This window comes from Enterobacter sp. RHBSTW-00975 (assembly GCF_013615235.1).
Taxonomy (GTDB): Bacteria; Pseudomonadota; Gammaproteobacteria; order Enterobacterales; family Enterobacteriaceae; genus Enterobacter; species Enterobacter ludwigii.
This window is the reverse complement of record NZ_CP055883.1, coordinates 4427952-4448181: the sequence shown is the minus strand read 5'-3', so window position 1 is coordinate 4448181 and position 20230 is coordinate 4427952. Positions and strand designations below refer to the sequence as shown.

18 protein-coding genes are annotated in these 20230 nt (G+C 56.5%); 15 read left to right on the top strand and 3 right to left on the bottom strand.

The features are described from left to right. The 6 genes from livF (at position 1) to ugpQ (ending at position 5879) form a co-directional block, all read left to right on the top strand. The gene (gene livF / locus HV340_RS21555; protein ID WP_020884549.1) at positions 1-714 is read left to right on the top strand and encodes a high-affinity branched-chain amino acid ABC transporter ATP-binding protein LivF; all 714 of its coding nucleotides are present in this window, start codon (positions 1-3) and stop codon (positions 712-714) included. A gap of 227 nt (positions 715-941) precedes the next feature. Then, positions 942-2258, top strand: coding sequence for a sn-glycerol-3-phosphate ABC transporter substrate-binding protein UgpB (gene ugpB, locus HV340_RS21550; RefSeq protein ID WP_032679132.1), 1317 nt, complete (start codon positions 942-944; stop codon positions 2256-2258). A gap of 73 nt (positions 2259-2331) precedes the next feature. Then, positions 2332-3219, top strand: coding sequence for a sn-glycerol-3-phosphate ABC transporter permease UgpA (gene ugpA, locus HV340_RS21545; protein WP_014171998.1), 888 nt, complete (start codon positions 2332-2334; stop codon positions 3217-3219). Next, on the top strand, positions 3216-4061 hold the full coding sequence (gene ugpE / locus HV340_RS21540; protein WP_014171997.1) for a sn-glycerol-3-phosphate ABC transporter permease UgpE: 846 nt from the start codon (positions 3216-3218) through the stop codon (positions 4059-4061). Before ugpA ends, ugpE begins: the two co-directional genes overlap by 4 nt. Before the next feature lies 1 nt (position 4062). Beyond that, entirely contained in the window at positions 4063-5133 is a 1071-nt protein-coding gene (locus tag HV340_RS21535; protein WP_020884551.1) for a sn-glycerol-3-phosphate import ATP-binding protein UgpC, read from the top strand. Beyond that, on the top strand, positions 5130-5879 hold the full coding sequence (gene ugpQ, locus HV340_RS21530) for a glycerophosphodiester phosphodiesterase (protein ID WP_059305699.1): 750 nt from the start codon (positions 5130-5132) through the stop codon (positions 5877-5879). Before HV340_RS21535 ends, ugpQ begins: the two co-directional genes overlap by 4 nt. On the opposite strand, the gene HV340_RS21525 is transcribed toward ugpQ, so the two are convergent. Then, the gene (locus tag HV340_RS21525) at positions 5860-6246 is read right to left on the bottom strand and encodes a DUF2756 family protein (protein ID WP_020884553.1); all 387 of its coding nucleotides are present in this window, start codon (positions 6244-6246) and stop codon (positions 5860-5862) included. The two genes, ugpQ and HV340_RS21525, sit on opposite strands and share 20 nt — an antisense overlap. 124 nt (positions 6247-6370) lie before the next feature. Here HV340_RS21525 and ggt point away from each other — a divergent pair, with 124 nt between their 5' ends. After that, the gene (gene ggt, locus HV340_RS21520) at positions 6371-8116 is read left to right on the top strand and encodes a gamma-glutamyltransferase (RefSeq protein ID WP_072255740.1); all 1746 of its coding nucleotides are present in this window, start codon (positions 6371-6373) and stop codon (positions 8114-8116) included. Between the two features lie 39 nt (positions 8117-8155). Here ggt and yhhY read toward each other — a convergent pair whose 3' ends face one another. Beyond that, a complete protein-coding gene (gene yhhY, locus HV340_RS21515) occupies positions 8156-8644 on the bottom strand; it encodes an N-acetyltransferase (RefSeq protein WP_014171992.1) in 489 nt (162 codons plus the stop codon). A 308-nt stretch (positions 8645-8952) separates the two neighbouring features. Here yhhY and HV340_RS21510 point away from each other — a divergent pair, with 308 nt between their 5' ends. From HV340_RS21510 to gntU, 5 genes are all read left to right on the top strand, one after another. After that, complete coding sequence (locus tag HV340_RS21510; protein ID WP_181216214.1) at positions 8953-9990, top strand: oxidoreductase; 1038 nt, start codon at positions 8953-8955, stop codon at positions 9988-9990. Between the two features lie 122 nt (positions 9991-10112). After that, the gene (locus HV340_RS21505) at positions 10113-10808 is read left to right on the top strand and encodes a pirin family protein (protein ID WP_014171990.1); all 696 of its coding nucleotides are present in this window, start codon (positions 10113-10115) and stop codon (positions 10806-10808) included. Positions 10809-10908: 100 nt separating this feature from the next. Further along, positions 10909-11904: a gluconate operon transcriptional repressor GntR gene (gntR, locus tag HV340_RS21500; RefSeq protein ID WP_014171989.1), complete on the top strand. Its 996-nt coding sequence runs from the start codon at positions 10909-10911 to the stop codon at positions 11902-11904. A 126-nt stretch (positions 11905-12030) separates the two neighbouring features. After that, positions 12031-12558 carry a gluconokinase gene (gene gntK, locus HV340_RS21495; RefSeq protein ID WP_020884556.1) on the top strand — a complete coding sequence of 176 codons (528 nt, stop codon included), beginning with the start codon at positions 12031-12033 and terminating at the stop codon, positions 12556-12558. A gap of 3 nt (positions 12559-12561) precedes the next feature. Continuing rightward, positions 12562-13902, top strand: a complete 1341-nt coding sequence (gntU, locus tag HV340_RS21490; RefSeq protein WP_014171987.1) for a gluconate transporter — start codon at positions 12562-12564, stop codon at positions 13900-13902. Positions 13903-13952: 50 nt separating this feature from the next. On the opposite strand, the gene yhgN is transcribed toward gntU, so the two are convergent. Further along, complete coding sequence (yhgN, locus tag HV340_RS21485) at positions 13953-14546, bottom strand: NAAT family transporter YhgN (RefSeq protein WP_003861574.1); 594 nt, start codon at positions 14544-14546, stop codon at positions 13953-13955. Between the two features lie 177 nt (positions 14547-14723). Here yhgN and asd point away from each other — a divergent pair, with 177 nt between their 5' ends. From asd to glgX, 3 genes are all read left to right on the top strand, one after another. Next, positions 14724-15827, top strand: a complete 1104-nt coding sequence (gene asd / locus HV340_RS21480) for an aspartate-semialdehyde dehydrogenase (protein WP_014171986.1) — start codon at positions 14724-14726, stop codon at positions 15825-15827. Positions 15828-16058: 231 nt separating this feature from the next. Continuing rightward, positions 16059-18245 carry a 1,4-alpha-glucan branching enzyme gene (gene glgB, locus HV340_RS21475; protein WP_020884557.1) on the top strand — a complete coding sequence of 729 codons (2187 nt, stop codon included), beginning with the start codon at positions 16059-16061 and terminating at the stop codon, positions 18243-18245. After that, entirely contained in the window at positions 18242-20215 is a 1974-nt protein-coding gene (gene glgX / locus HV340_RS21470; RefSeq protein ID WP_181216213.1) for a glycogen debranching protein GlgX, read from the top strand. Before glgB ends, glgX begins: the two co-directional genes overlap by 4 nt. Positions 20216-20230: the final 15 nt, after the last annotated feature.

Genomic DNA, 20230 nt, shown 5'->3' with positions numbered 1-20230 from the left:
ATGGAAAAAGCGATGTTAACGTTCGACAAGGTTAATGCTCACTACGGCAAGATACAGGCGCTGCACGATGTCAGCCTGCATATCAATCAGGGCGAAATCGTCACCCTGATTGGCGCGAACGGTGCGGGTAAAACCACGCTGCTCGGCACCCTGTGCGGCGACCCGCGCGCCACCAGCGGGCGGATTGTCTTTGATGGCAAAGATATTACCGACTGGCAAACCGCCAGAATCATGCGTGAAGCGGTGGCGATTGTCCCGGAAGGGCGTCGCGTCTTCTCACGAATGACGGTGGAAGAGAACCTTGCGATGGGCGGCTTCTTTGCTGACCGCGACCAGTACCAGTCCCGCATCAAATGGGTCTATGAGCTGTTTCCGCGTTTGTGGGAGCGCCGTATTCAGCGGGCCGGCACGATGTCCGGTGGTGAACAGCAGATGCTGGCGATTGGCCGCGCGCTGATGAGCCAGCCGCGTTTGCTGCTGCTGGATGAACCGTCGCTCGGTCTTGCGCCGATCATCATTCAGCAGATCTTCGACACCATCGAACAGCTGCGTAAAGAGGGGATGACCATTTTCCTCGTCGAGCAGAACGCCAACCAGGCGCTGAAGCTCGCCGACCGCGGCTACGTGCTGGAAAACGGCCACGTGGTGCTCTCCGATACCGGCGACGCGCTGCTGGCAAACGAAGCGGTGCGAAGCGCCTATCTCGGCGGCTAGATAAAAGCAAAAGAAAAAAGGCAACTGACGTTGCCTTTTTTCATGCAGGGCACCAGACCGCACCGAACTTACCCCAACCGCCTTCACACAACCATCATCCGACTGAAGTCTTGTTGTCATCTCACTGTAAAGAAACAGTTATTTTTCTGTCATTCGAGCATGTCATGTTACCTCGCGAGCATAAAAACGCGTGATATCGCGCATCCGGCACAATAAGAGAGACGACAATGACATCGTTACGACACACAGCTTTGGGTCTGGCAATGGGGCTGACTTTTGCGGCGAACGCAATGGCTGTCACCACCATTCCGTTCTGGCATTCCATGGAAGGGGAGTTGGGTAAAGAAGTTGACTCCCTGGCGCAGCGTTTCAACGACACCCATCCGGATTACAAAATTGTGCCGGTGTACAAAGGTAACTACGAGCAGAGCCTGAGCGCGGGCATTGCCGCTTTCCGTACCGGTAATGCACCTGCGCTGCTTCAGGTTTACGAAGTCGGTACTGCGACCATGATGGCCTCTAAAGCCATTAAACCGGTCTACGAAGTGTTTAAAGACGCAGGTATCAACTTCGACGAATCGCAATTCGTGCCGACCGTGGCGGGTTACTACACCGATTCCAAAACCGGTCATCTGCTGTCTCAGCCGTTTAACAGCTCCACGCCGGTGCTGTACTACAACAAAGACGCCTTCAAGAAAGCCGGTTTAGATCCGGAACAACCGCCAAAAACCTGGCAGGATCTGGCGGCGTACACCGCTAAGCTGAAAGCGGCGGGGATGAAGTGCGGCTACGCCAGCGGCTGGCAGGGCTGGATCCAGATTGAAAACTTCAGCGCCTGGCACGGCTTGCCGGTGGCCACCAAAAACAACGGCTTCGACGGCACCGACGCGGTACTGGAGTTCAACAAGCCAGAGCAGGTGAAGCACATCGCTCTGCTTGCCGATCTCAACAAGAAGGGCGATTTCAGCTACTTCGGGCGTAAAGACGAATCCACCGAGAAGTTCTACAACGGTGACTGCGCGATTACGACCGCCTCTTCCGGCTCTCTGGCGGATATCCGTCATTACGCAAAATTCAACTACGGCGTAGGCATGATGCCTTACGATGCTGACGTGAAAGGCGCACCGCAGAACGCCATCATCGGTGGGGCGAGCCTGTGGGTCATGCAGGGCAAAGACAAGGGCACCTACAAGGGCGTGGCCGAGTTCCTCGACTTCCTGGCGAAGCCAGAGAATGCCGCCGAATGGCATCAGAAAACCGGCTACCTGCCTATCACCACGGCTGCGTATGACCTGACCCGCGAGCAGGGCTTCTACAGCAAAAACCCGGGCGCGGATATCGCGACGCGTCAGATGCTCAACAAGCCGCCATTGCCGTTCACCAAAGGCCTGCGTCTGGGGAACATGCCGCAGATCCGTACCATCGTAGATGAAGAGCTGGAAAGCGTGTGGACCGGGAAGAAAACCCCACAGCAGGCGCTGGATTCTGCGGTAGAGCGCGGTAATCAGCTGCTGCGCCGCTTTGAGCAATCAACAAAGTCTTAATCATTTTACCCTCATCCTGTCCCTCTCCCTGTGGGAAGGGCTGGGGTGAGGGCTACCTACGCTGAGCTAAACTATGTCCTCATCCCGTCCGGTGTTCCGTTCGCGCTGGCTGCCGTATTTGCTGGTCGCGCCGCAGCTGGTCATCACCGTTATCTTCTTTATTTGGCCTGCGGGCGAGGCGCTCTGGTACTCGGTACAAAGCGTCGATCCGTTTGGGCTTTCCAGCCAGTTTGTCGGGCTGGACAACTTTACCGCACTGTTCCATGACAGCTATTACCTCGACGCCTTCTGGACGACCATGAAGTTCAGCGCGCTGGTCACTGTCAGCGGCCTTGTCGCATCGCTCTTTTTCGCGGCGCTGGTGGATTACGTGGTGCGCGGCAGCCGTCTGTATCAGACGCTGATGCTGCTACCATACGCCGTGGCGCCTGCCGTCGCCGCCGTGCTGTGGATCTTCCTGTTTAACCCAGGGCGCGGGCTGATTACCCATTTCCTGGCGGAGTTCGGCTACGACTGGAACCACGCCCAGAACAGCGGTCAGGCGATGTTCCTGGTGGTCTTCGCGTCGGTGTGGAAACAGATCAGCTACAACTTCCTGTTCTTCTTTGCTGCGCTGCAGTCTATTCCGCGCTCGCTGGTTGAAGCCGCGGCGATTGATGGTGCAGGGCCGGTCCGTCGTTTCTTTAGGCTGTCGCTGCCGCTGATTGCCCCGGTGAGTTTCTTCCTGCTGGTGGTCAACCTGGTTTACGCCTTCTTCGACACCTTCCCGGTGATCGACGCCGCCACGGCCGGTGGCCCGGTGCAGGCCACGACGACGCTTATCTATAAGATCTATCGCGAAGGCTTTGCCGGTCTGGATCTCTCGGCATCCGCCGCCCAGTCGGTCGTGCTGATGTTCCTCGTCATCCTTCTCACGGTAGTGCAGTTCCGTTATGTCGAAAGTAAGGTGCGCTACCAATGATCGAGAACCGTCGCGGGCTGACGATGTTCAGCCACACCATGCTGATTTTGGGCATCATCGTCATTCTGTTCCCGCTGTATGTGGCCTTCGTTGCCGCCACGCTGGACACCAAAGCGGTGTTTGATACGCCGATGACGCTGATCCCAGGAGGGCATCTTTTCGAAAACATGAAAACCATCTGGACCCAGGGCGTGGGCGCTAACAGCGCGCCATTCTGGCTGATGATGCTGAACAGCTTCATCATGGCGTTCGGTATTACGGTGGGCAAAATCACGGTGTCGATGCTCTCGGCTTTCGCCATCGTCTGGTTCCGCTTTCCCCTGCGTAACCTGTTCTTCTGGATGATCTTCATCACCCTGATGCTGCCGGTCGAAGTGCGTATCTTCCCGACGGTGGAAGTGATCGCCAACCTGAAGATGCTGGACAGCTACGCAGGTTTAACCCTGCCGCTGATGGCCTCGGCCACCGCCACCTTCCTGTTCCGCCAGTTCTTTATGACCCTGCCGGACGAGCTGATTGAGGCCGCGCGTATTGACGGAGCCTCGCCGATGCGCTTCTTCCGTGACATCGTGCTGCCGCTGTCGAAAACCAACCTTGCGGCGCTGTTTGTCATCACCTTTATCTACGGCTGGAACCAGTATCTGTGGCCGCTGCTGATTATTCAGGACGTCAATCTTGGCACCGCCGTGGCGGGCATCAAAGGCATGATCGCCACCGGTGAAGGCACCACGCTCTGGAATCAGGTGATGGCGGCGATGCTGCTCACCCTTATCCCCCCGGTCGTTATCGTTTTAGCCATGCAACGTGCGTTCGTGCGTGGTTTAGTGGACAGTGAGAAATAAGATGGCAGGTTTAAAATTACAGGCAGTGACCAAAAGCTGGGACAACAAAACCCAGGTCATTCAGCCGTTAACGCTCGACGTGGCGGACGGGGAATTTATCGTGATGGTTGGCCCGTCAGGCTGCGGAAAATCGACGCTGCTGCGCATGGTTGCCGGGCTTGAACGTGTGACCAGCGGCGATATCTGGATCGATCGCCAGCGCGTGACCGAGATGGAGCCGAAAGACCGGGGCATCGCGATGGTGTTTCAGAACTACGCCCTTTACCCGCACATGAGCGTGGAAGAGAACATGGCATGGGGGCTGAAAATCCGCGGGATGGGCAAAAGCCATATCGATGAGCGCGTGAAAGAGGCGGCGCGTATTCTGGAACTGGATGGCCTGCTCAAGCGACGTCCGCGTGAACTGTCCGGCGGACAGCGCCAGCGTGTGGCGATGGGGCGCGCCATTGTGCGTGACCCTGCGGTGTTCCTGTTCGACGAGCCGCTCTCCAACCTTGATGCCAAGCTGCGCGTGCAGATGCGCCTTGAGCTGCAGCAACTGCACCGTCGTCTGAAAACCACCTCCCTGTATGTGACGCACGATCAGGTGGAAGCGATGACCCTCGCCCAGCGCGTGATGGTGATGAACAAAGGCGTCGCCGAACAGATTGGCACCCCGGTGGAGGTATACGAGAAACCGGCCTCCCGCTTTGTGGCGAGCTTTATTGGCAGTCCGGCGATGAACCTGCTGGAAGGGCGGATCAGCAGCGCCGGTACGCACTTTGAGCTGGAAAGTGGGATGGCGCTGCCCGTAAACGGGTACTATCGTGGCTATGCCGGGCGTAAGATGACGCTCGGTATCCGCCCGGAACATATTGGGTTAACCTCACAGGCGGAAGGCGGCGTGCCGCTGGTCATGGACACGCTGGAGATGCTGGGGGCTGACAACCTGGCGCACGGACGTTGGGGTGAACAAAAAATGGTGGTGCGTCTGGCCCATCAGGAGCGCCCTAAAGCAGGCAGCACGCTGTGGCTGCATCTGCCGGAAAATCACCTGCACGTATTCGACGGTGAAACAGGACAACGTATATGAGTAACTGGCCTTATCCCCACATCGTCGCCCACCGGGGCGGCGGTAAACTGGCTCCGGAAAACACGTTGGCGGCTATCGATATGGGCGCGCATTACGGTCACACGATGATCGAGTTCGATGCCAAGCTATCGAAAGACGGCGAGATTTTCCTTCTGCATGATGACAACCTCGAACGCACCAGCAATGGCTGGGGCGTGGCGGGAGACCTGCCGTGGCGCGATCTGCTGAACGTCGACGCCGGAAGCTGGTACAGCAGCGAGTTCAAAGGCGAGCCGCTGCCGCTGCTGGCGGAAGTGGCCGACCGCTGTCGCCTGCACGGCATGATGGCCAATATCGAAATCAAACCAACCACCGGCACCGGGCCGCTCACAGGTAAAGTCATTGCGCTGGCCGCGCGTGAGCTGTGGGAGGGCATGACGCCACCCCTGCTGTCGTCGTTTGACATTGATGCCCTGGAGGCGGCGCAGGCGTCCGTTCCGGCGTTGCCGCGCGGACTGCTGCTCGACACGTGGCGTGATGACTGGCGTGAGCTGACCAGCCGTTTAGGGTGTGTGTCGATTCACCTGAACCACGCGCTGCTGGATGAGGCGCGGGTAAAAATGTTGAAAGAGGCGGGGCTGCATATCCTGGTCTATACCGTCAACAAACCCCAGCGCGCGGCAGAGCTGCTGCGCTGGGGGGTGGACAGTATCTGTACCGATGCGATTGACGTAATCGGCCCGAACTTTAGTTCTGCGAAGAATTAAGCATCCCGCCATTCGACGGTGACTGGGACGGCAGCATATGCTGCTGTCCGCTGCCCGACGAGGTCATCCCGCCCAGCATCCCGCCGTTCGGGTTAGGCAGCGGCTGCTCACGCACTTGACCCTGCTGTATGCGCTGGGTGTTGGTGTTCATCTGGTTTTGCAGGCTTTGCTGCTGCATCTGGGTCTGCGTTTTCAACTGCTGGTTCAGCATCCCTTTCTGCTGTTGCTGCTGGCTCATCATCTCCGTTTGCATACGCTGCTGGCTTGGAATGACGTAGCCCTGCTGGTTCGGGTTGTTCATCGTATTGAGTGGCTGTGCGAGCGCGGCAAACGGAAGCAGCGCTGTAAGAATCAGTAAGCGTTTCATTGTCATCTCCCTTCTTTTGAGGCTTCTCTTAAGTTTACCCTGATTTCACCATGACGATGATTTTTTAGGAGTTGTGAACCAGGCTTAAGCGGGGAATATGGCCCTCTTCACCTGGAGAACAATAATGATGAAACCAACGTTTTTGCGCTGGATAGCGATCGCCGCGCTGATGGCAGGCGGCACATTTAGCGTGGCGGCCAACCCGCCAGCGGCTCCGCCAGTCTCGTACGGCGTGGAGGAAGATGTTTTTCATCCCGTGCGGGCAACGCAGGGTATGGTGGCGTCGGTGGATGCGCTGGCAACGAAAGTGGGCGTCGATATTCTCCGGCAGGGCGGTAATGCGGTGGATGCGGCAGTCGCGGTGGGTTATGCGCTGGCGGTGACGCATCCGCAGGCGGGGAACCTGGGCGGCGGCGGCTTTATGATGCTGCGGACCAAAGACGGCAAAACCACCGCCATCGACTTCCGTGAGATGGCCCCCGGACAGGCTTCCCGCGATATGTTCCTTGACGATCAAGGCAACCCGGACAGCAAAAAATCCCTGACCTCGCATCTCGCCTCCGGTACGCCGGGCACCGTCGCAGGCTTCTCCCTGGCGCTGGAAAAATATGGCACCCTGCCGCTCAACAAAGTGGTACAGCCTGCGATTAAGCTCGCCCGCGAAGGTTTTGTGGTGAATGACGCCCTGGCTGACGATCTTAAAACCTATGGCAGCGAAGTGATTCCGACTCACGAAAACAGCAAGGCTATCTTCTGGAAAGACGGTGAACCGCTGAAGAAGGGCGATAAGCTGGTGCAGAAGAACCTGGCAAAAAGTCTGGAGCTGATTGCGGAGCACGGCCCGGATGCGTTCTACAAAGGGGCGATTGCCGACCAGATTGCCGAAGAGATGCAAAAGAACGGTGGGCTTATCACCAAAGCGGATCTCGCGGAGTACAAGGCCGTCGAGCGTGAGCCGATTCACGGAAGCTATCGCGGCTATGACGTTTTCTCGATGCCACCTCCGTCTTCCGGCGGCATTCACATCGTGCAGATCCTCAACATTCTTGAAAACTTCGATATGCACAAGTTCGGCTTCGGCAGTGCGGATGCCATGCAGGTGATGGCAGAGGCGGAAAAACGCGCCTACGCCGACCGTTCAGAATACCTGGGCGACCCGGACTTCGTGAAGGTGCCGTGGCAGGCGCTGACCAATAAAGCCTATGCCAAATCGATTGCTGATGAGATTGACATCAACAAGGCCAAACCGTCGAGCGAGATCCGCCCGGGCAAGCTGGCACCGTATGAGAGCAACCAGACCACCCACTTCTCGGTGGTGGATAAAGACGGTAACGCGGTGGCGGTGACCTATACCCTCAACACCACCTTTGGTACAGGCATCGTGGCAGGCAACAGCGGGATTCTGCTCAATAACGAGATGGATGACTTCTCGGCCAAACCGGGCGTGCCGAACGTCTACGGACTGGTAGGCGGGGATGCGAATGCGGTCGGGCCGAAGAAGCGTCCGCTGTCGTCCATGTCGCCTACCATCGTGGTCAAAGACGGTAAAACCTGGCTGGTGACAGGCAGCCCTGGCGGCAGCCGTATTATCACCACGGTGCTGCAGATGGTGGTGAACAGCATTGACTTTGGAATGAATGTCGCCGAAGCGACGAACGCACCGCGTTTCCACCATCAGTGGCTGCCGGACGAGCTGCGTGTTGAGAAGGGCTTTAGCCCGGACACCTTAAAACTGCTGGAGCAGCGCGGACAGAAGGTGGCGCTGAAAGAGGCAATGGGCAGCACCCAGAGCATTATGGTCGGCCCGGACGGCACGCTGTTTGGGGCCTCGGATCCGCGTTCGGTGGATGATTTGACGGCGGGGTTCTGATTTTATTGCCCGGTAAGCGTCGCGCTACCGGGCAATTTATCACTTCAGCCGCGCCATGTAATACGCGTCCACATAGTCGCCGTTACGCAGGGCGAAGTTCCTGCCGGTCCCTTCGATTTCAAACCCAAACTTCTTATACAGCGCCAGTGCCGCAGGGTTATCCGCAAAAACCGTGAGCTCAATGCGTTCAATGCGCAACCAGTTGTCGCAGAGATTGACCATTTCGCGCATGAGCGCACGACCCACACCGCGTCCCTGTACATCAGCGGCCACGCTAATGCCGAACGTTGCAACGTGGCTGCGGCGGGGATTTTCCATCACATCGAGTGCCATATGGCCAACCACTCGCTGGTCAAGACAGGCGACGAGATGCCGTCTTCCCGGTTTCGTCGCGACCCGGTCATGCCACATATCCATTGAGGGATGGGGAAGTTGTAGCGTGTCGTGATACACCCCAGGATGCGACATAATGTCACGTAACGCTTCTGCATCGCGGGCTTCGATATGGCGTATCACAATCTCACTCATTCCTTCATCCTCAGTCAGTTAAACGTCCATTCCAACATCAGTGAGATTAAAATTTGAGTCAACTGCTAATTTTTGCAAAAAAGATTGGACAAGTGCGAATGAGAATGATTATTATTGCTCTGCGTTCAGGAAGACCACGACGGGAACCTGAAAGCACGACATTGCTCACATTGCTTCCAGTATTACTTTAGCCAGCTTTACGCTGGCTTTTTTTTGTCTTTTTTCGCCCGCTCCCCGTGGAAGAGGGCTGGGGTGAGGGCAAAACTTGCGCTATGGTTGCACTCAGTAACCTTAAAAAGGACTGAGCCATGACATTACATTGCGCATTTATTGGATTTGGCAAAAGCACCACGCGTTACCACCTTCCGTATGTTCTCAACCGCAAAGACAGCTGGCACGTTGCCCATATCTACCGGCGTCGCGCAAAGCCGGAAGAGCAGTCTCCCCAGTACTCCCATATTCATTTCACCAGCGATCTTGATGAGGTCCTCAACGATCCGCAGGTCAAACTGGTGATTGTCTGTACCCATGCTGACAGCCATTTCGAGTACGCAAAACGCGCGCTGGAGGCGGGCAAAAACGTGCTGGTGGAAAAGCCGTTTACCCCGACAATGGCAGAGGCGAAAACGTTGTTTGACCTGGCGAAGCGCAAAGGGCTGACCGTCACGCCGTACCAAAACCGCCGCTTTGACAGCTGCTTCCTGACGGCAAAAAAAGTGATTGAGAGCGGTAAACTGGGTGACATCGTCGAGATTGAAAGCCACTTTGATTACTACCGTCCGGTGGCCGAAACGCATCCCGGCCTGCCGCAGGATGGCTCGTTCTATGGTCTCGGCGTGCACACCATGGACCAGGTAATCTCCCTGTTTGGCCGACCGGACCACGTGGCGTATGACATTCGCAGCCTGCGGAATAAAGCCAACCCGGACGATACCTTCGAAGCCCAGCTGTTTTACGGCGACCTGAAAGCCATCGTCAAAACCAGCCATCTGGTGAAAATTGACTATCCGAAATTTATTGTGCATGGCACCAGAGGCTCGTTTATTAAGTACGGTATCGACCAGCAGGAGACCAGCCTGAAGGCGAACATTATGCCCGGCGACCCGGGGTTTGCGGCGGATGACTCCGTGGGCGTGCTGGAGTACGTCAACGAAGAGGGCATCACCGTTAAAGAGGACGTGAAACCCGAAGCGGGTGACTATGGCCGCGTTTACGATGCGCTGTATGAGACCCTGACTAACGGTGCGCCCAATTACGTCAAGGAATCTGAAGTTATGACCAATCTCGAACTCCTTGGACGGGCCTTCGAACAGGCCTCTCCTGCCACGATAACCCTCGCCAGATAAGAAATTATGACTCCTCTTTGCTTGTTCTAAATTTTTGAACAGAGGAGTCAATTTTCACCCTCTATGATCCCAGGCCGTTTGCGTCCACACTTACTCCATCGAAACGAACTGAGGGTGAAACAATGATCTACTTACGCAAAGCAAACGAACGTGGTCACGCGAATCATGGCTGGCTGGACTCATGGCATTCATTCTCGTTTGCTGACTACTACGACCCGAACTTTATGGGCTTCTCCGCACTGCGCGTCATTAACGATGACGTGATTGATGCAGGCCAGGGCTTCGGTACCCACCCGCACAAAGACATGGAAATCCTGACGTATGTGCTGGAAGGGGCGGTTGAGCACCAGGACAGCATGGGCAACAAAGAGCAGGTTCCGGCGGGCGAGTTCCAGATTATGAGTGCGGGTACCGGGGTGCGTCACTCTGAATACAACCCAAGCAAAACGGAAAAACTGCACCTGTATCAAATCTGGATCATTCCGGAAGAAACCGGCATCACCCCGCGCTACGAACAGCGCCGCTTTGATGCTAAACAGGGCAAACAGCTGGTGCTCTCTCCGGATGCGCGTGACGGTTCGCTGAAAGTGCACCAGGATATGGAACTGTACCGCTGGGCGCTGGCAAAAGACGAACAGTCTGTCCATCAGATTGCCGCTAACCGCCGCGTCTGGATCCAGGTGGTGAAAGGCGAGGTGTCTATCAACGGCACGAAAGCTACCACGGCGGATGGTCTGGCAATCTGGGATGAGCAGGCACTGTCCGTGCATGCCGACAGTGAAAGCGAAATTCTGCTGTTTGATCTGCCACCGGTGTAATAAATCATAAATAAATGCCCATCCTTCCCTTTGACAGGGGAAGGATGGGCTTTGTCCGTGATAAACTGAGCAAATCTATCACTTACGATTTCTCAGGACGATGAAAAAGAAACGCCCCGTACTTCAGGATGTAGCCGATCGCGTCGGTGTGACCAAAATGACGGTCAGCCGGTTTTTACGTAACCCGGAACAGGTTTCCGTGGCGTTGCGTGGCAAGATTGCCGCTGCCCTCGATGAACTGGGGTATATCCCTAACCGCGCCCCCGATATTCTTTCGAATGCGACCAGCCGCGCGGTTGGCGTCCTCCTGCCTTCCTTAACCAACCAGGTTTTTGCCGAAGTGTTGCGCGGCATTGAAAGCGTGACCGATGCCTTTGGCTATCAGACCATGCTCGCCCACTATGGGTACAAGCCGGAACTGGAAGAAGAACGTCTTGAGTCCATGCTCTCCTGGAACATCGACGGTCTGATTTTAACCGAACGTACTCACACCCCCCGTACGCTAAAAATGATTGAAGTGGCAGGCATTCCGGTGGTGGAGCTGATGGACAGCCAGTCGCCGTGTCTCGATATTGCGGTGGGCTTTGATAACTTCGAAGCGGCGCGCCAGATGACGGCGGCCATCATTGCCCGCGGCCATCGCCATATTGCCTACCTGGGTGCACGTCTGGATGAACGTACTATCATCAAACAGAAGGGATACGAGCAGGCAATGCTCGACGCCGGTTTAACACCGTACAGCGTGATGGTTGAGCAGTCGTCATCCTATACGTCGGGTATTGAGCTGATGCGTCAGGCACGACGCGAGTATCCGCAACTGGACGGTATTTTCTGTACCAACGATGACCTTGCGGTCGGTGCAGCGTTCGAATGCCAGCGTCTGGGGCTGAAGATCCCCGAAGATATGGCGATTGCCGGTTTCCACGGCCACGACATCGGCCAGGTGATGGAACCCCGTCTGGCGAGCGTCCTGACACCGCGTGAACGTATGGGCCGTATTGGCGCAGAACGCCTGCTGGCGCGCATACGTGGCGAGACGGTGACGCCGAAAATGTTAGATTTAGGTTTCACCTTGTCACCGGGTGGATCTATTTAAGCTGACAAATTTGAAGTGGGTCACACTTATTCACTTCGCGCACGTTTGGATATTGCTTCTCTTTTGCCCCGGCAGGACAATGTTACCGATAACTGTTACCCGTAACAATTGACTGAGGGACACCCTTTGAGCACGACTAATCATGATCACCACGTTTACGTCCTGATGGGCGTTTCCGGTAGCGGTAAATCTGCCGTGGCCAGCGAAGTGGCGCATCAACTTCATGCGGCGTTTCTTGATGGCGACTTCCTCCATCCACGCAGCAATATCATGAAAATGGCCTCCGGCGAGCCGCTGAACGATGACGACCGCAAACCGTGGTTGCAGGCGCTGAATGACGCCGCGTTCGCGATGCAGCGTACCAACAAGGTCTCTCTTATCGTCTGCTCCGCGCTGAAAAAAACCTACCGCGACCTGCTGCGTGACGGCAACCCGAACCTCTCTTTCATCTACCTGAAAGGCGATTTCGAGGTGATTGAGAGCCGTCTGAAGGCGCGTAAAGGCCACTTCTTCAAAACCCAGATGCTGGTGACGCAGTTCGAAGCGCTGCAGGAGCCGGGTGACGATGAGAAAGACGTCTTAGTGGTTGATATCGATCAGTCACTGGAGGGTGTTGTTGCCAGCACCATCGAGGTCATTAATAAAAGGCAGTAAGTTTTGAGTACATTAACGCTAGTTTTAACAGCAGTTGGTTCCGTATTGCTGCTGCTGTTTTTAGTGATGAAAGCGCGTATGCATGCTTTCGTTGCCTTAATGGTGGTGTCTATTGGTGCAGGTCTCTTTTCCGGTATGCCGCTCGATAAGATCGCAGCGACGATGGAAAAAGGGATGGGAGGCACGCTGGGTTTCCTGGCCATTGTGGTCGCGCTGGGCGCGATGTTTGGCAAGATCCTGCATGAGACGGGCGCAGTCGACCAGATTGCCGTCAAAATGCTCAAATCCTTCGGACACAGCCGTGCGCACTACGCGATTGGCCTCGCCGGTCTGATTTGTGCGCTGCCGCTGTTCTTCGAAGTGGCCGTGGTGCTGCTGATTAGCGTGGCGTTCTCGATGGCGCGCCATACCGGCACTAACCTCGTGAAGCTGGTGATTCCGCTGTTTGCGGGCGTGGCGGCTGCGGCGGCGTTCCTGCTGCCTGGGCCTGCGCCGATGCTGCTGGCTTCTCAGATGCACGCCGATTTTGGCTGGATGATCCTGATTGGCCTGTGTGCAGCGATCCCGGGAATGATTATTGCCGGCCCGCTGTGGGGCAACTTCATCAGCCGTTACGTTGAGCTTCACATTCCGGATGACGTCACCGAGCCGCACCTTGGCGAAGGCAAAATGCCGTCCTTCGGCTTCAGCCTGGCGCTGATCCTGCTGCCGCTGGTGCTGGTGGGGCTGAAAACCATCGCCGCGCGTTTCGTGCCGGTGGGGTCTACCGCGTACGAATGGTTTGAGTTTATCGGCCACCCGTTCACCGCGATCCTGGTGGCGTGTCTGGTGGCGATGTACGGCCTGGCGATGCGTCAGGGCATGCCGAAAGACAAAGTGATGGAAATCTGCGGCCATGCGCTGCAGCCGGCGGGTATCATTCTGCTGGTGATCGGTGCCGGTGGCGTGTTCAAACAGGTGCTGGTGGATTCCGGCGTGGGTCCGGCGCTGGGCGAAGCCCTGACCGGCATGGGGCTGCCCATTGCGGTGACCTGTTTCGTACTGGCTGCGGCGGTGCGTATCATCCAGGGCTCTGCGACGGTGGCATGTTTAACCGCCGTGGGTCTGGTGATGCCGGTGATTGAACAGCTTAACTACTCCGGTGCCCAGATGGCCGCGCTCTCAATCTGTATTGCGGGCGGTTCGATTGTGGTGTCACACGTCAACGACGCCGGCTTCTGGCTGTTCGGTAAATTTACCGGTGCGACCGAAGCGCAAACCCTGAAAACCTGGACGCTGATGGAAACCATCCTCGGCACGACGGGTGCCATTGTCGGGATGATTGCGTTTACGCTGCTGAGTTAAACCCGGCTAAAAGCAAAAGGACAACGTGAGTTGTCCTTTTTTGTTTTTACCTAGCCCTTCATCCACGCGCGGATCCCGTCCAGGAACATCTGCGTCGCCATCATCACTAGAATCAACCCCATCAGGCGCTCCAGCGCGTTTACGCCTTTCTCACCCAGCAGGCGCAGGAACAACGACGACTGCAGCAAAATGATAAACGTCCCGCCCCAGGCAATCAGCAAGGCAATCACCAGATGGCTCATCTGATTGGGGTACTGATGCGACAACAGCATCAGCGTTGCCAGAATCGTCGGTCCGGCGACGAGGGGAATCGCCAGCGGCACAATAAACGGCTCTTCCCCCGCGGGCAGGCCGCTGCTGCTGCCTTCAGCGCTCGGGAAAATCATCTTAATCGCTATCAGGAACAGGATAATCCCACCGGAAATCGAAACCGTTTCGGCACGCAGATTCAGGAAGGCGAGGATTTTCTCACCGGCAAACAGGAAGATGAACATCACCAGCAGCGCGATAAGCAGCTCGCGGATCATGATCGCCCGACGGCGTTTGGGTTCGGTGTGCTTCAGCACCGACATGAAGATAGGCAGGTTGCCCAGAGGATCCATTATCAGGATCAATAAAACCGCCGCGGATATGATTTCACTCATTAAAATTATCCCTGAAACTCTCTATGGTTATTATGATGATTAGCGCTATTTCTGATTGGCGGGCCATCATCGATTAATTTCGCTTGCGACTTTGGCAGCATTTTGTAATGTGAAGCATATCCCAGTTGAATACTGGTTTGCACAATCAGCACACACCCTCTGCAGGAAAAAAATGCTATGAAAAACGTTGGTTTTATCGGCTGGCGCGGTATGGTCGGCTCTGTTCTCATGCAACGCATGGTTGAAGAGCGCGATTTTGACGCCATCCGCCCGGTCTTCTTCTCCACTTCCCAGCTCGGCCAGGCTGCACCTTCTTTTGGCGGCAGCACCGGTACGTTGCAGGATGCTTTCGATCTGGAAGCGCTGAAGGCACTCGACATTATTGTCACTTGCCAGGGCGGCGATTATACCAACGAAATTTATCCAAAGCTGCGTGAAAGCGGCTGGCAGGGCTACTGGATTGATGCGGCGTCTTCACTGCGCATGAAAGACGATGCCATCATCATTCTCGACCCGGTCAACCAGGACGTCATCACCGACGGCCTGAACAACGGCGTAAAAACCTTTGTCGGCGGTAACTGCACCGTCAGCCTGATGCTGATGTCCCTCGGCGGCCTGTTCGCACAGGACCTGGTGGAGTGGGTCTCCGTGGCGACTTACCAGGCCGCATCCGGCGGCGGTGCGCGTCATATGCGCGAACTGCTGACGCAGATGGGCCAGTTGCACCACAGCGTTGCGACCGAGCTGGCAAATCCGGCCTCCGCTATTCTCGATATCGAGCGTAAAGTCACCGAGCTGACCCGCAGCGGCGAGCTGCCGGTGGATAACTTTGGTGTACCGCTGGCCGGTGGTCTGATCCCGTGGATCGACAAACAGCTGGATAACGGCCAGACCCGCGAAGAGTGGAAAGGTCAGGCTGAGACCAACAAAATACTCAATACCGCGAACACCATTCCAGTTGACGGTCTGTGCGTACGTATCGGCGCGCTGCGCTGCCACAGCCAGGCCTTCACGATTAAACTGAAAAAAGATGTGTCGATTCCGACCGTGGAAGAGCTGCTGGCTGCACACAACCCGTGGGCGAAAGTGGTTCCAAACGATCGCGACATCACCATGCGTGAATTGACCCCGGCTGCCGTCACCGGCACGCTGACCACCCCGGTTGGTCGTCTGCGTAAGCTGAACATGGGGCCGGAGTTCCTTTCTGCATTCACCGTCGGCGACCAGCTTCTGTGGGGCGCAGCCGAGCCGCTGCGTCGCATGCTGCGCCAGCTGGCGTAATAATTTGTTAAACCCCGGGGGGTGATTTTCACCCCCTTTTCCGCGTACTACATGGAGTAAAACGCATATGTCTTATTTTTTATCAGGAGTCATTTAGAGCGTTGGCTATGCTTTAAGGAAGAGTTATTTCTTACCTGAGGTTAGGACGGGGCTGAGAGGATGCCCGTTCAGGTCACATTAAAGTCGTCCCAGGCGCTAAAAAAGGACGACATAAAAAACAGGATGAATACCATGTCCGATCGTGTGGATAGAGACGTGATTAATGCGCTTATTGCGGGTCATTTTGCCGACCCCTTTTCCGTACTGGGGATGCACCGTACCGAGGCCGGGCTGGAAGTCCGGGCACTGTTACCGGATGCCACAGAAGTGTGGGTTATCGAACCCAAAACCGGCCGCAAGGTCGGCAATCTGGAATGCCTCGATTCTCGTGGCTTCTTTTCGGGCGTAATGCCCCGTCGTAAAAACCCTTTTCGTTATCAGCTTGCCGTTATCTGGCATGGTCAGCAAAATCTCATCGATGATCCCTACAGTTTTGGGCCTCTTTTACAGGAGATGGACGCGTGGCTGCTGTCTGAAGGTACTCACCTGCGACCTTATGAAACGCTGGGTGCCCATGCCGATACGATGGATGGCATCACCGGCACGCGGTTTGCCGTGTGGGCGCCTAACGCCCAGCGAGTCTCCGTTGTTGGCCAGTTCAACTACTGGGATGGCCGTCGTCACCCGATGCGTCTGCGCCGTGAAAGCGGTATCTGGGAGCTGTTTATCCCCGGCGCGCACAACGGCCAGCTGTATAAATTCGAGATGATCGATGCGCACGGCAAGCTGCGTATTAAGTCCGACCCGTACGCCTTCGAAGCGCAAATGCGTCCGGAAACCGCGTCAATGATTTGCGGCCTGCCGGAGAAAGTTGTCCAGAGTGAAGAACGCAAGCAGGCCAACCGCTTTGATGCGCCAATCTCCGTCTACGAAGTGCATCTCGGTTCCTGGCGTCGCCATACCGATAACAACTTCTGGCTCAGCTACCGGGAGCTTGCTGACCAGCTGGTTCCGTACGCGAAATGGATGGGCTTTACCCACCTTGAGCTGCTGCCAATTAATGAACACCCGTTCGACGGAAGCTGGGGTTATCAGCCGACCGGGATGTATGCCCCGACGCGTCGCTTCGGCACGCGCGATGACTTCCGCTATTTTATCAATGCCGCGCACGCCGCCGGGTTAAACGTGATCCTCGACTGGGTGCCGGGCCATTTCCCGTCCGATGATTTTAGTCTTTCAGAATTTGACGGCACTAAGCTGTACGAGCACAGCGACCCGCGCGAAGGCTATCACCAGGACTGGAACACGCTGATCTACAACTACGGTCGTCGTGAAGTGGCAAACTACCTCGTGGGCAATGCGCTGTACTGGATTGAGCGCTTTGGCATTGATGCCCTGCGCGTTGATGCCGTGGCGTCGATGATCTACCGCGACTACAGCCGCAAAGAAGGCGAGTGGATCCCAAACGAGTATGGCGGCCGTGAAAACCTGGAAGCGATTGAGTTTCTGCGCAACACCAACCGTATTATCGGCGAGCAGGTAGAAGGTGCGGTGACGATGGCGGAAGAGTCCACCGACTTCCCTGGCGTCTCCCGTCCACCGTCAACCGGCGGACTGGGGTTCTGGTACAAATGGAACCTGGGGTGGATGCACGACACGCTCGACTACATGAAGCTGGATCCCGTCTACCGTCAGTATCACCATGACAAACTCACCTTCGGGCTGCTCTACAACTACACCGAGAACTTCATGCTGCCGCTGTCGCATGACGAAGTGGTGCATGGCAAAAAATCCATTCTCGACCGCATGCCGGGCGATGCATGGCAGAAGTTCGCCAACCTGCGTGCCTACTACGGCTGGATGTTCGCCTTCCCGGGTAAAAAACTGCTGTTTATGGGCAATGAGTTCGCCCAGGGGCGCGAGTGGAACCACGACACCAGCCTCGACTGGCATCTGCTGGAAGGGGGCGACAACTGGCACCACGGCGTGCAGCGTCTGGTGCGGGACCTGAACCTGACCTACCGTCACCACAAAGCCCTGCATGAGCTTGATTTTGACCCGTACGGTTTCGAGTGGCTGGTGGTGGATGACCATGAGCGCTCGGTGTTTGTCTTTGTGCGGCGGGATAAAGCCGGCAACGAAATTATCGTCGCCAGCAACTTTACCCCTGTACCGCGCCATCATTATCGCTTCGGGATTAACCAGGCCGGCAAGTGGCGTGAAATCCTGAATACCGATTCCACGCACTACCACGGCAGCAATGCCGGTAACGGTGGTCTGGTGCAAAGCGATGCCATTGAAAGCCACGGGCGACCGAATTCCCTGAGCCTTACGCTACCGCCGCTCAGTACCATCTGGCTGATCCGGGAGGGGGAATGACCCAGCTTACGGCAGGTAAACCCGAACCGCTCGGGGCACATTTTGATGGAAAGGGGGTGAATTTCACGCTCTTTTCTGCCCATGCGGAGCGGGTTGAACTGTGCGTATTTGACGGCGAGGGTAATGAACATCGTTACGACCTGCCGTCTCGCACAGGAGATACCTGGCACGGCTACCTGGCCGGGGGACGGCCAGGAATGCACTACGGCTATCGCGTACACGGCCCGTGGGCACCTGCGCAGGGGCACTGGTTTAACCCGGCGAAGCTGCTGATCGATCCGTGTGCGCACCGCGTGGATGGCGAGTTTAAAGACGACCCTATTTTCCATGTCGGCTACGGTGAACCCGACCACCGCGACAGCGCCCCCGTGGCGCCTAAAAGCGTGGTGGTGAACGATCTCTACGACTGGGAAGACGATGCCCCGCCGCGCACGCCGTGGGGCAACACCGTTATCTACGAGGCGCATGTTAAAGGGCTGACGTATCTGCATCCGTCAATCCCGAAAGAGATGCGCGGCACCTACAAGGCGCTCGGTCATCCGACCATGATTGCCTACCTCAAGCACCTCGGGATCACGGCCCTGGAGCTGTTGCCCGTCGCGCATTTTGCCAGTGAACCTCGTCTGCAGCGGCTGGGGCTCAGTAACTACTGGGGCTACAACCCGCTGGCGATGTTTGCGCTCGAACCCCGCTATGCCACTCATCCGGACAAGGCGCGGGACGAGTTTCGTGATGCGGTAAAGGCGCTTCATGCGGCAGGTATTGAGGTCATTCTGGACGTGGTACTGAACCACAGTGCGGAAAGCGATCTCGATGGACCGACGCTCTCCATGCGCGGAATTGATAACCGTAGCTATTATTGGATCAGGGACGATGGCGATTACTTCAACTGGACCGGTTGCGGTAACACGCTCAATCTCAGCCACCCGGCGGTCATGCATTTCGCGTATGAATGCCTGAAGTACTGGGTGGACATGTTCCACGTCGACGGTTTTCGTTTTGATCTGGCACCCGTTATGGGGCGTACGCCGGCCTTCAGCCAGCAGGCGCCGCTGTTTGAAGCGATCAAAAACTGTCCGGTGCTGTCACAGGTGAAGCTCATTGCCGAGCCGTGGGACATCGGTGAAGGGGGTTATCAGGTCGGGAATTTCCCGCCCCTGTTTGCCGAGTGGAACGATCACTATCGCGATGCCGCGCGCCGCTTCTGGCTGGAACGGAATCTGTCGCTGGGGGAGTTCGCCGGACGCTTTGCCGGGTCCAGCGATCTTTTTAAGCGCGATGGCAAACGACCGTCTGCGACGATCAACCTGCTGACGGCGCACGACGGTTTTACGCTCCGGGACTGCGTTTGTTTCAATCAGAAACACAATGAAGCGAACGGCGAGGAGAATCGCGATGGCACTAACAATAACCATAGCTTCAATCATGGTATAGAAGGGTTAGGCGGAAGCCTTGATGTTATCGAGCGGCGACGCGCCAGCGTGCATGCGCTGCTGACAACGCTGTTATTGTCGCAGGGCACGCCGATGCTGCTGGCAGGCGATGAACATGGTCACAGTCAGCATGGTAACAACAATGCGTATTGCCAGGACAACACGTTGACCTGGCTCGACTGGGGTGAAGCGAACAGCGGGTTGATTCACTTTACCGCTGCGCTGAGCCATCTTCGCCAGCAAATTCCCGCGCTCACCGCCGATCGCTGGTGGGAAGAGGGCGACGGTAATGTCCGCTGGCTGAATCAAGACGCGCAACCCTTAAGCGCGCAAGAGTGGCAACACGGCGTACCACGCCTGCAAATCCTGCTTTCGGAGAGGTGGCTGGTCACGCTGAACGCGACGGATGACGTCGCTGAGATTGTTTTACCTGACGGGGAATGGCGCGCTGTTCCCCCATTTGCCGGAGCGGATAATCCGGTAGTAATGGCTGTCTGGCACGGGCCTGCGCACGGAGTGTGCGTATTCCAAAGATGATAAAAAAGGAGTTAG

What these genes read in the sequence shown, in the direction of transcription:
- glgB (WP_020884557.1), top strand. Translation starts at nt 16,059, where the DNA reads ATGTCCGATCGTGTGGATAGAGACGTGATTAATGCGCTTATTGCGGGT.
- HV340_RS21525 (WP_020884553.1), bottom strand. Translation starts at nt 6,246, where the DNA reads ATGAAACGCTTACTGATTCTTACAGCGCTGCTTCCGTTTGCCGCGCTC.
- HV340_RS21505 (WP_014171990.1), top strand. Translation starts at nt 10,113, where the DNA reads ATGATCTACTTACGCAAAGCAAACGAACGTGGTCACGCGAATCATGGC.
- ugpQ (WP_059305699.1), top strand. Translation starts at nt 5,130, where the DNA reads ATGAGTAACTGGCCTTATCCCCACATCGTCGCCCACCGGGGCGGCGGT.
- ugpA (WP_014171998.1), top strand. Translation starts at nt 2,332, where the DNA reads ATGTCCTCATCCCGTCCGGTGTTCCGTTCGCGCTGGCTGCCGTATTTG.
- glgX (WP_181216213.1), top strand. Translation starts at nt 18,242, where the DNA reads ATGACCCAGCTTACGGCAGGTAAACCCGAACCGCTCGGGGCACATTTT.
- ugpE (WP_014171997.1), top strand. Translation starts at nt 3,216, where the DNA reads ATGATCGAGAACCGTCGCGGGCTGACGATGTTCAGCCACACCATGCTG.
- livF (WP_020884549.1), top strand. Translation starts at nt 1, where the DNA reads ATGGAAAAAGCGATGTTAACGTTCGACAAGGTTAATGCTCACTACGGC.
- ugpB (WP_032679132.1), top strand. Translation starts at nt 942, where the DNA reads ATGACATCGTTACGACACACAGCTTTGGGTCTGGCAATGGGGCTGACT.
- ggt (WP_072255740.1), top strand. Translation starts at nt 6,371, where the DNA reads ATGATGAAACCAACGTTTTTGCGCTGGATAGCGATCGCCGCGCTGATG.
- HV340_RS21510 (WP_181216214.1), top strand. Translation starts at nt 8,953, where the DNA reads ATGACATTACATTGCGCATTTATTGGATTTGGCAAAAGCACCACGCGT.
- yhgN (WP_003861574.1), bottom strand. Translation starts at nt 14,546, where the DNA reads ATGAGTGAAATCATATCCGCGGCGGTTTTATTGATCCTGATAATGGAT.
- yhhY (WP_014171992.1), bottom strand. Translation starts at nt 8,644, where the DNA reads ATGAGTGAGATTGTGATACGCCATATCGAAGCCCGCGATGCAGAAGCG.
- HV340_RS21535 (WP_020884551.1), top strand. Translation starts at nt 4,063, where the DNA reads ATGGCAGGTTTAAAATTACAGGCAGTGACCAAAAGCTGGGACAACAAA.
- asd (WP_014171986.1), top strand. Translation starts at nt 14,724, where the DNA reads ATGAAAAACGTTGGTTTTATCGGCTGGCGCGGTATGGTCGGCTCTGTT.
- gntR (WP_014171989.1), top strand. Translation starts at nt 10,909, where the DNA reads ATGAAAAAGAAACGCCCCGTACTTCAGGATGTAGCCGATCGCGTCGGT.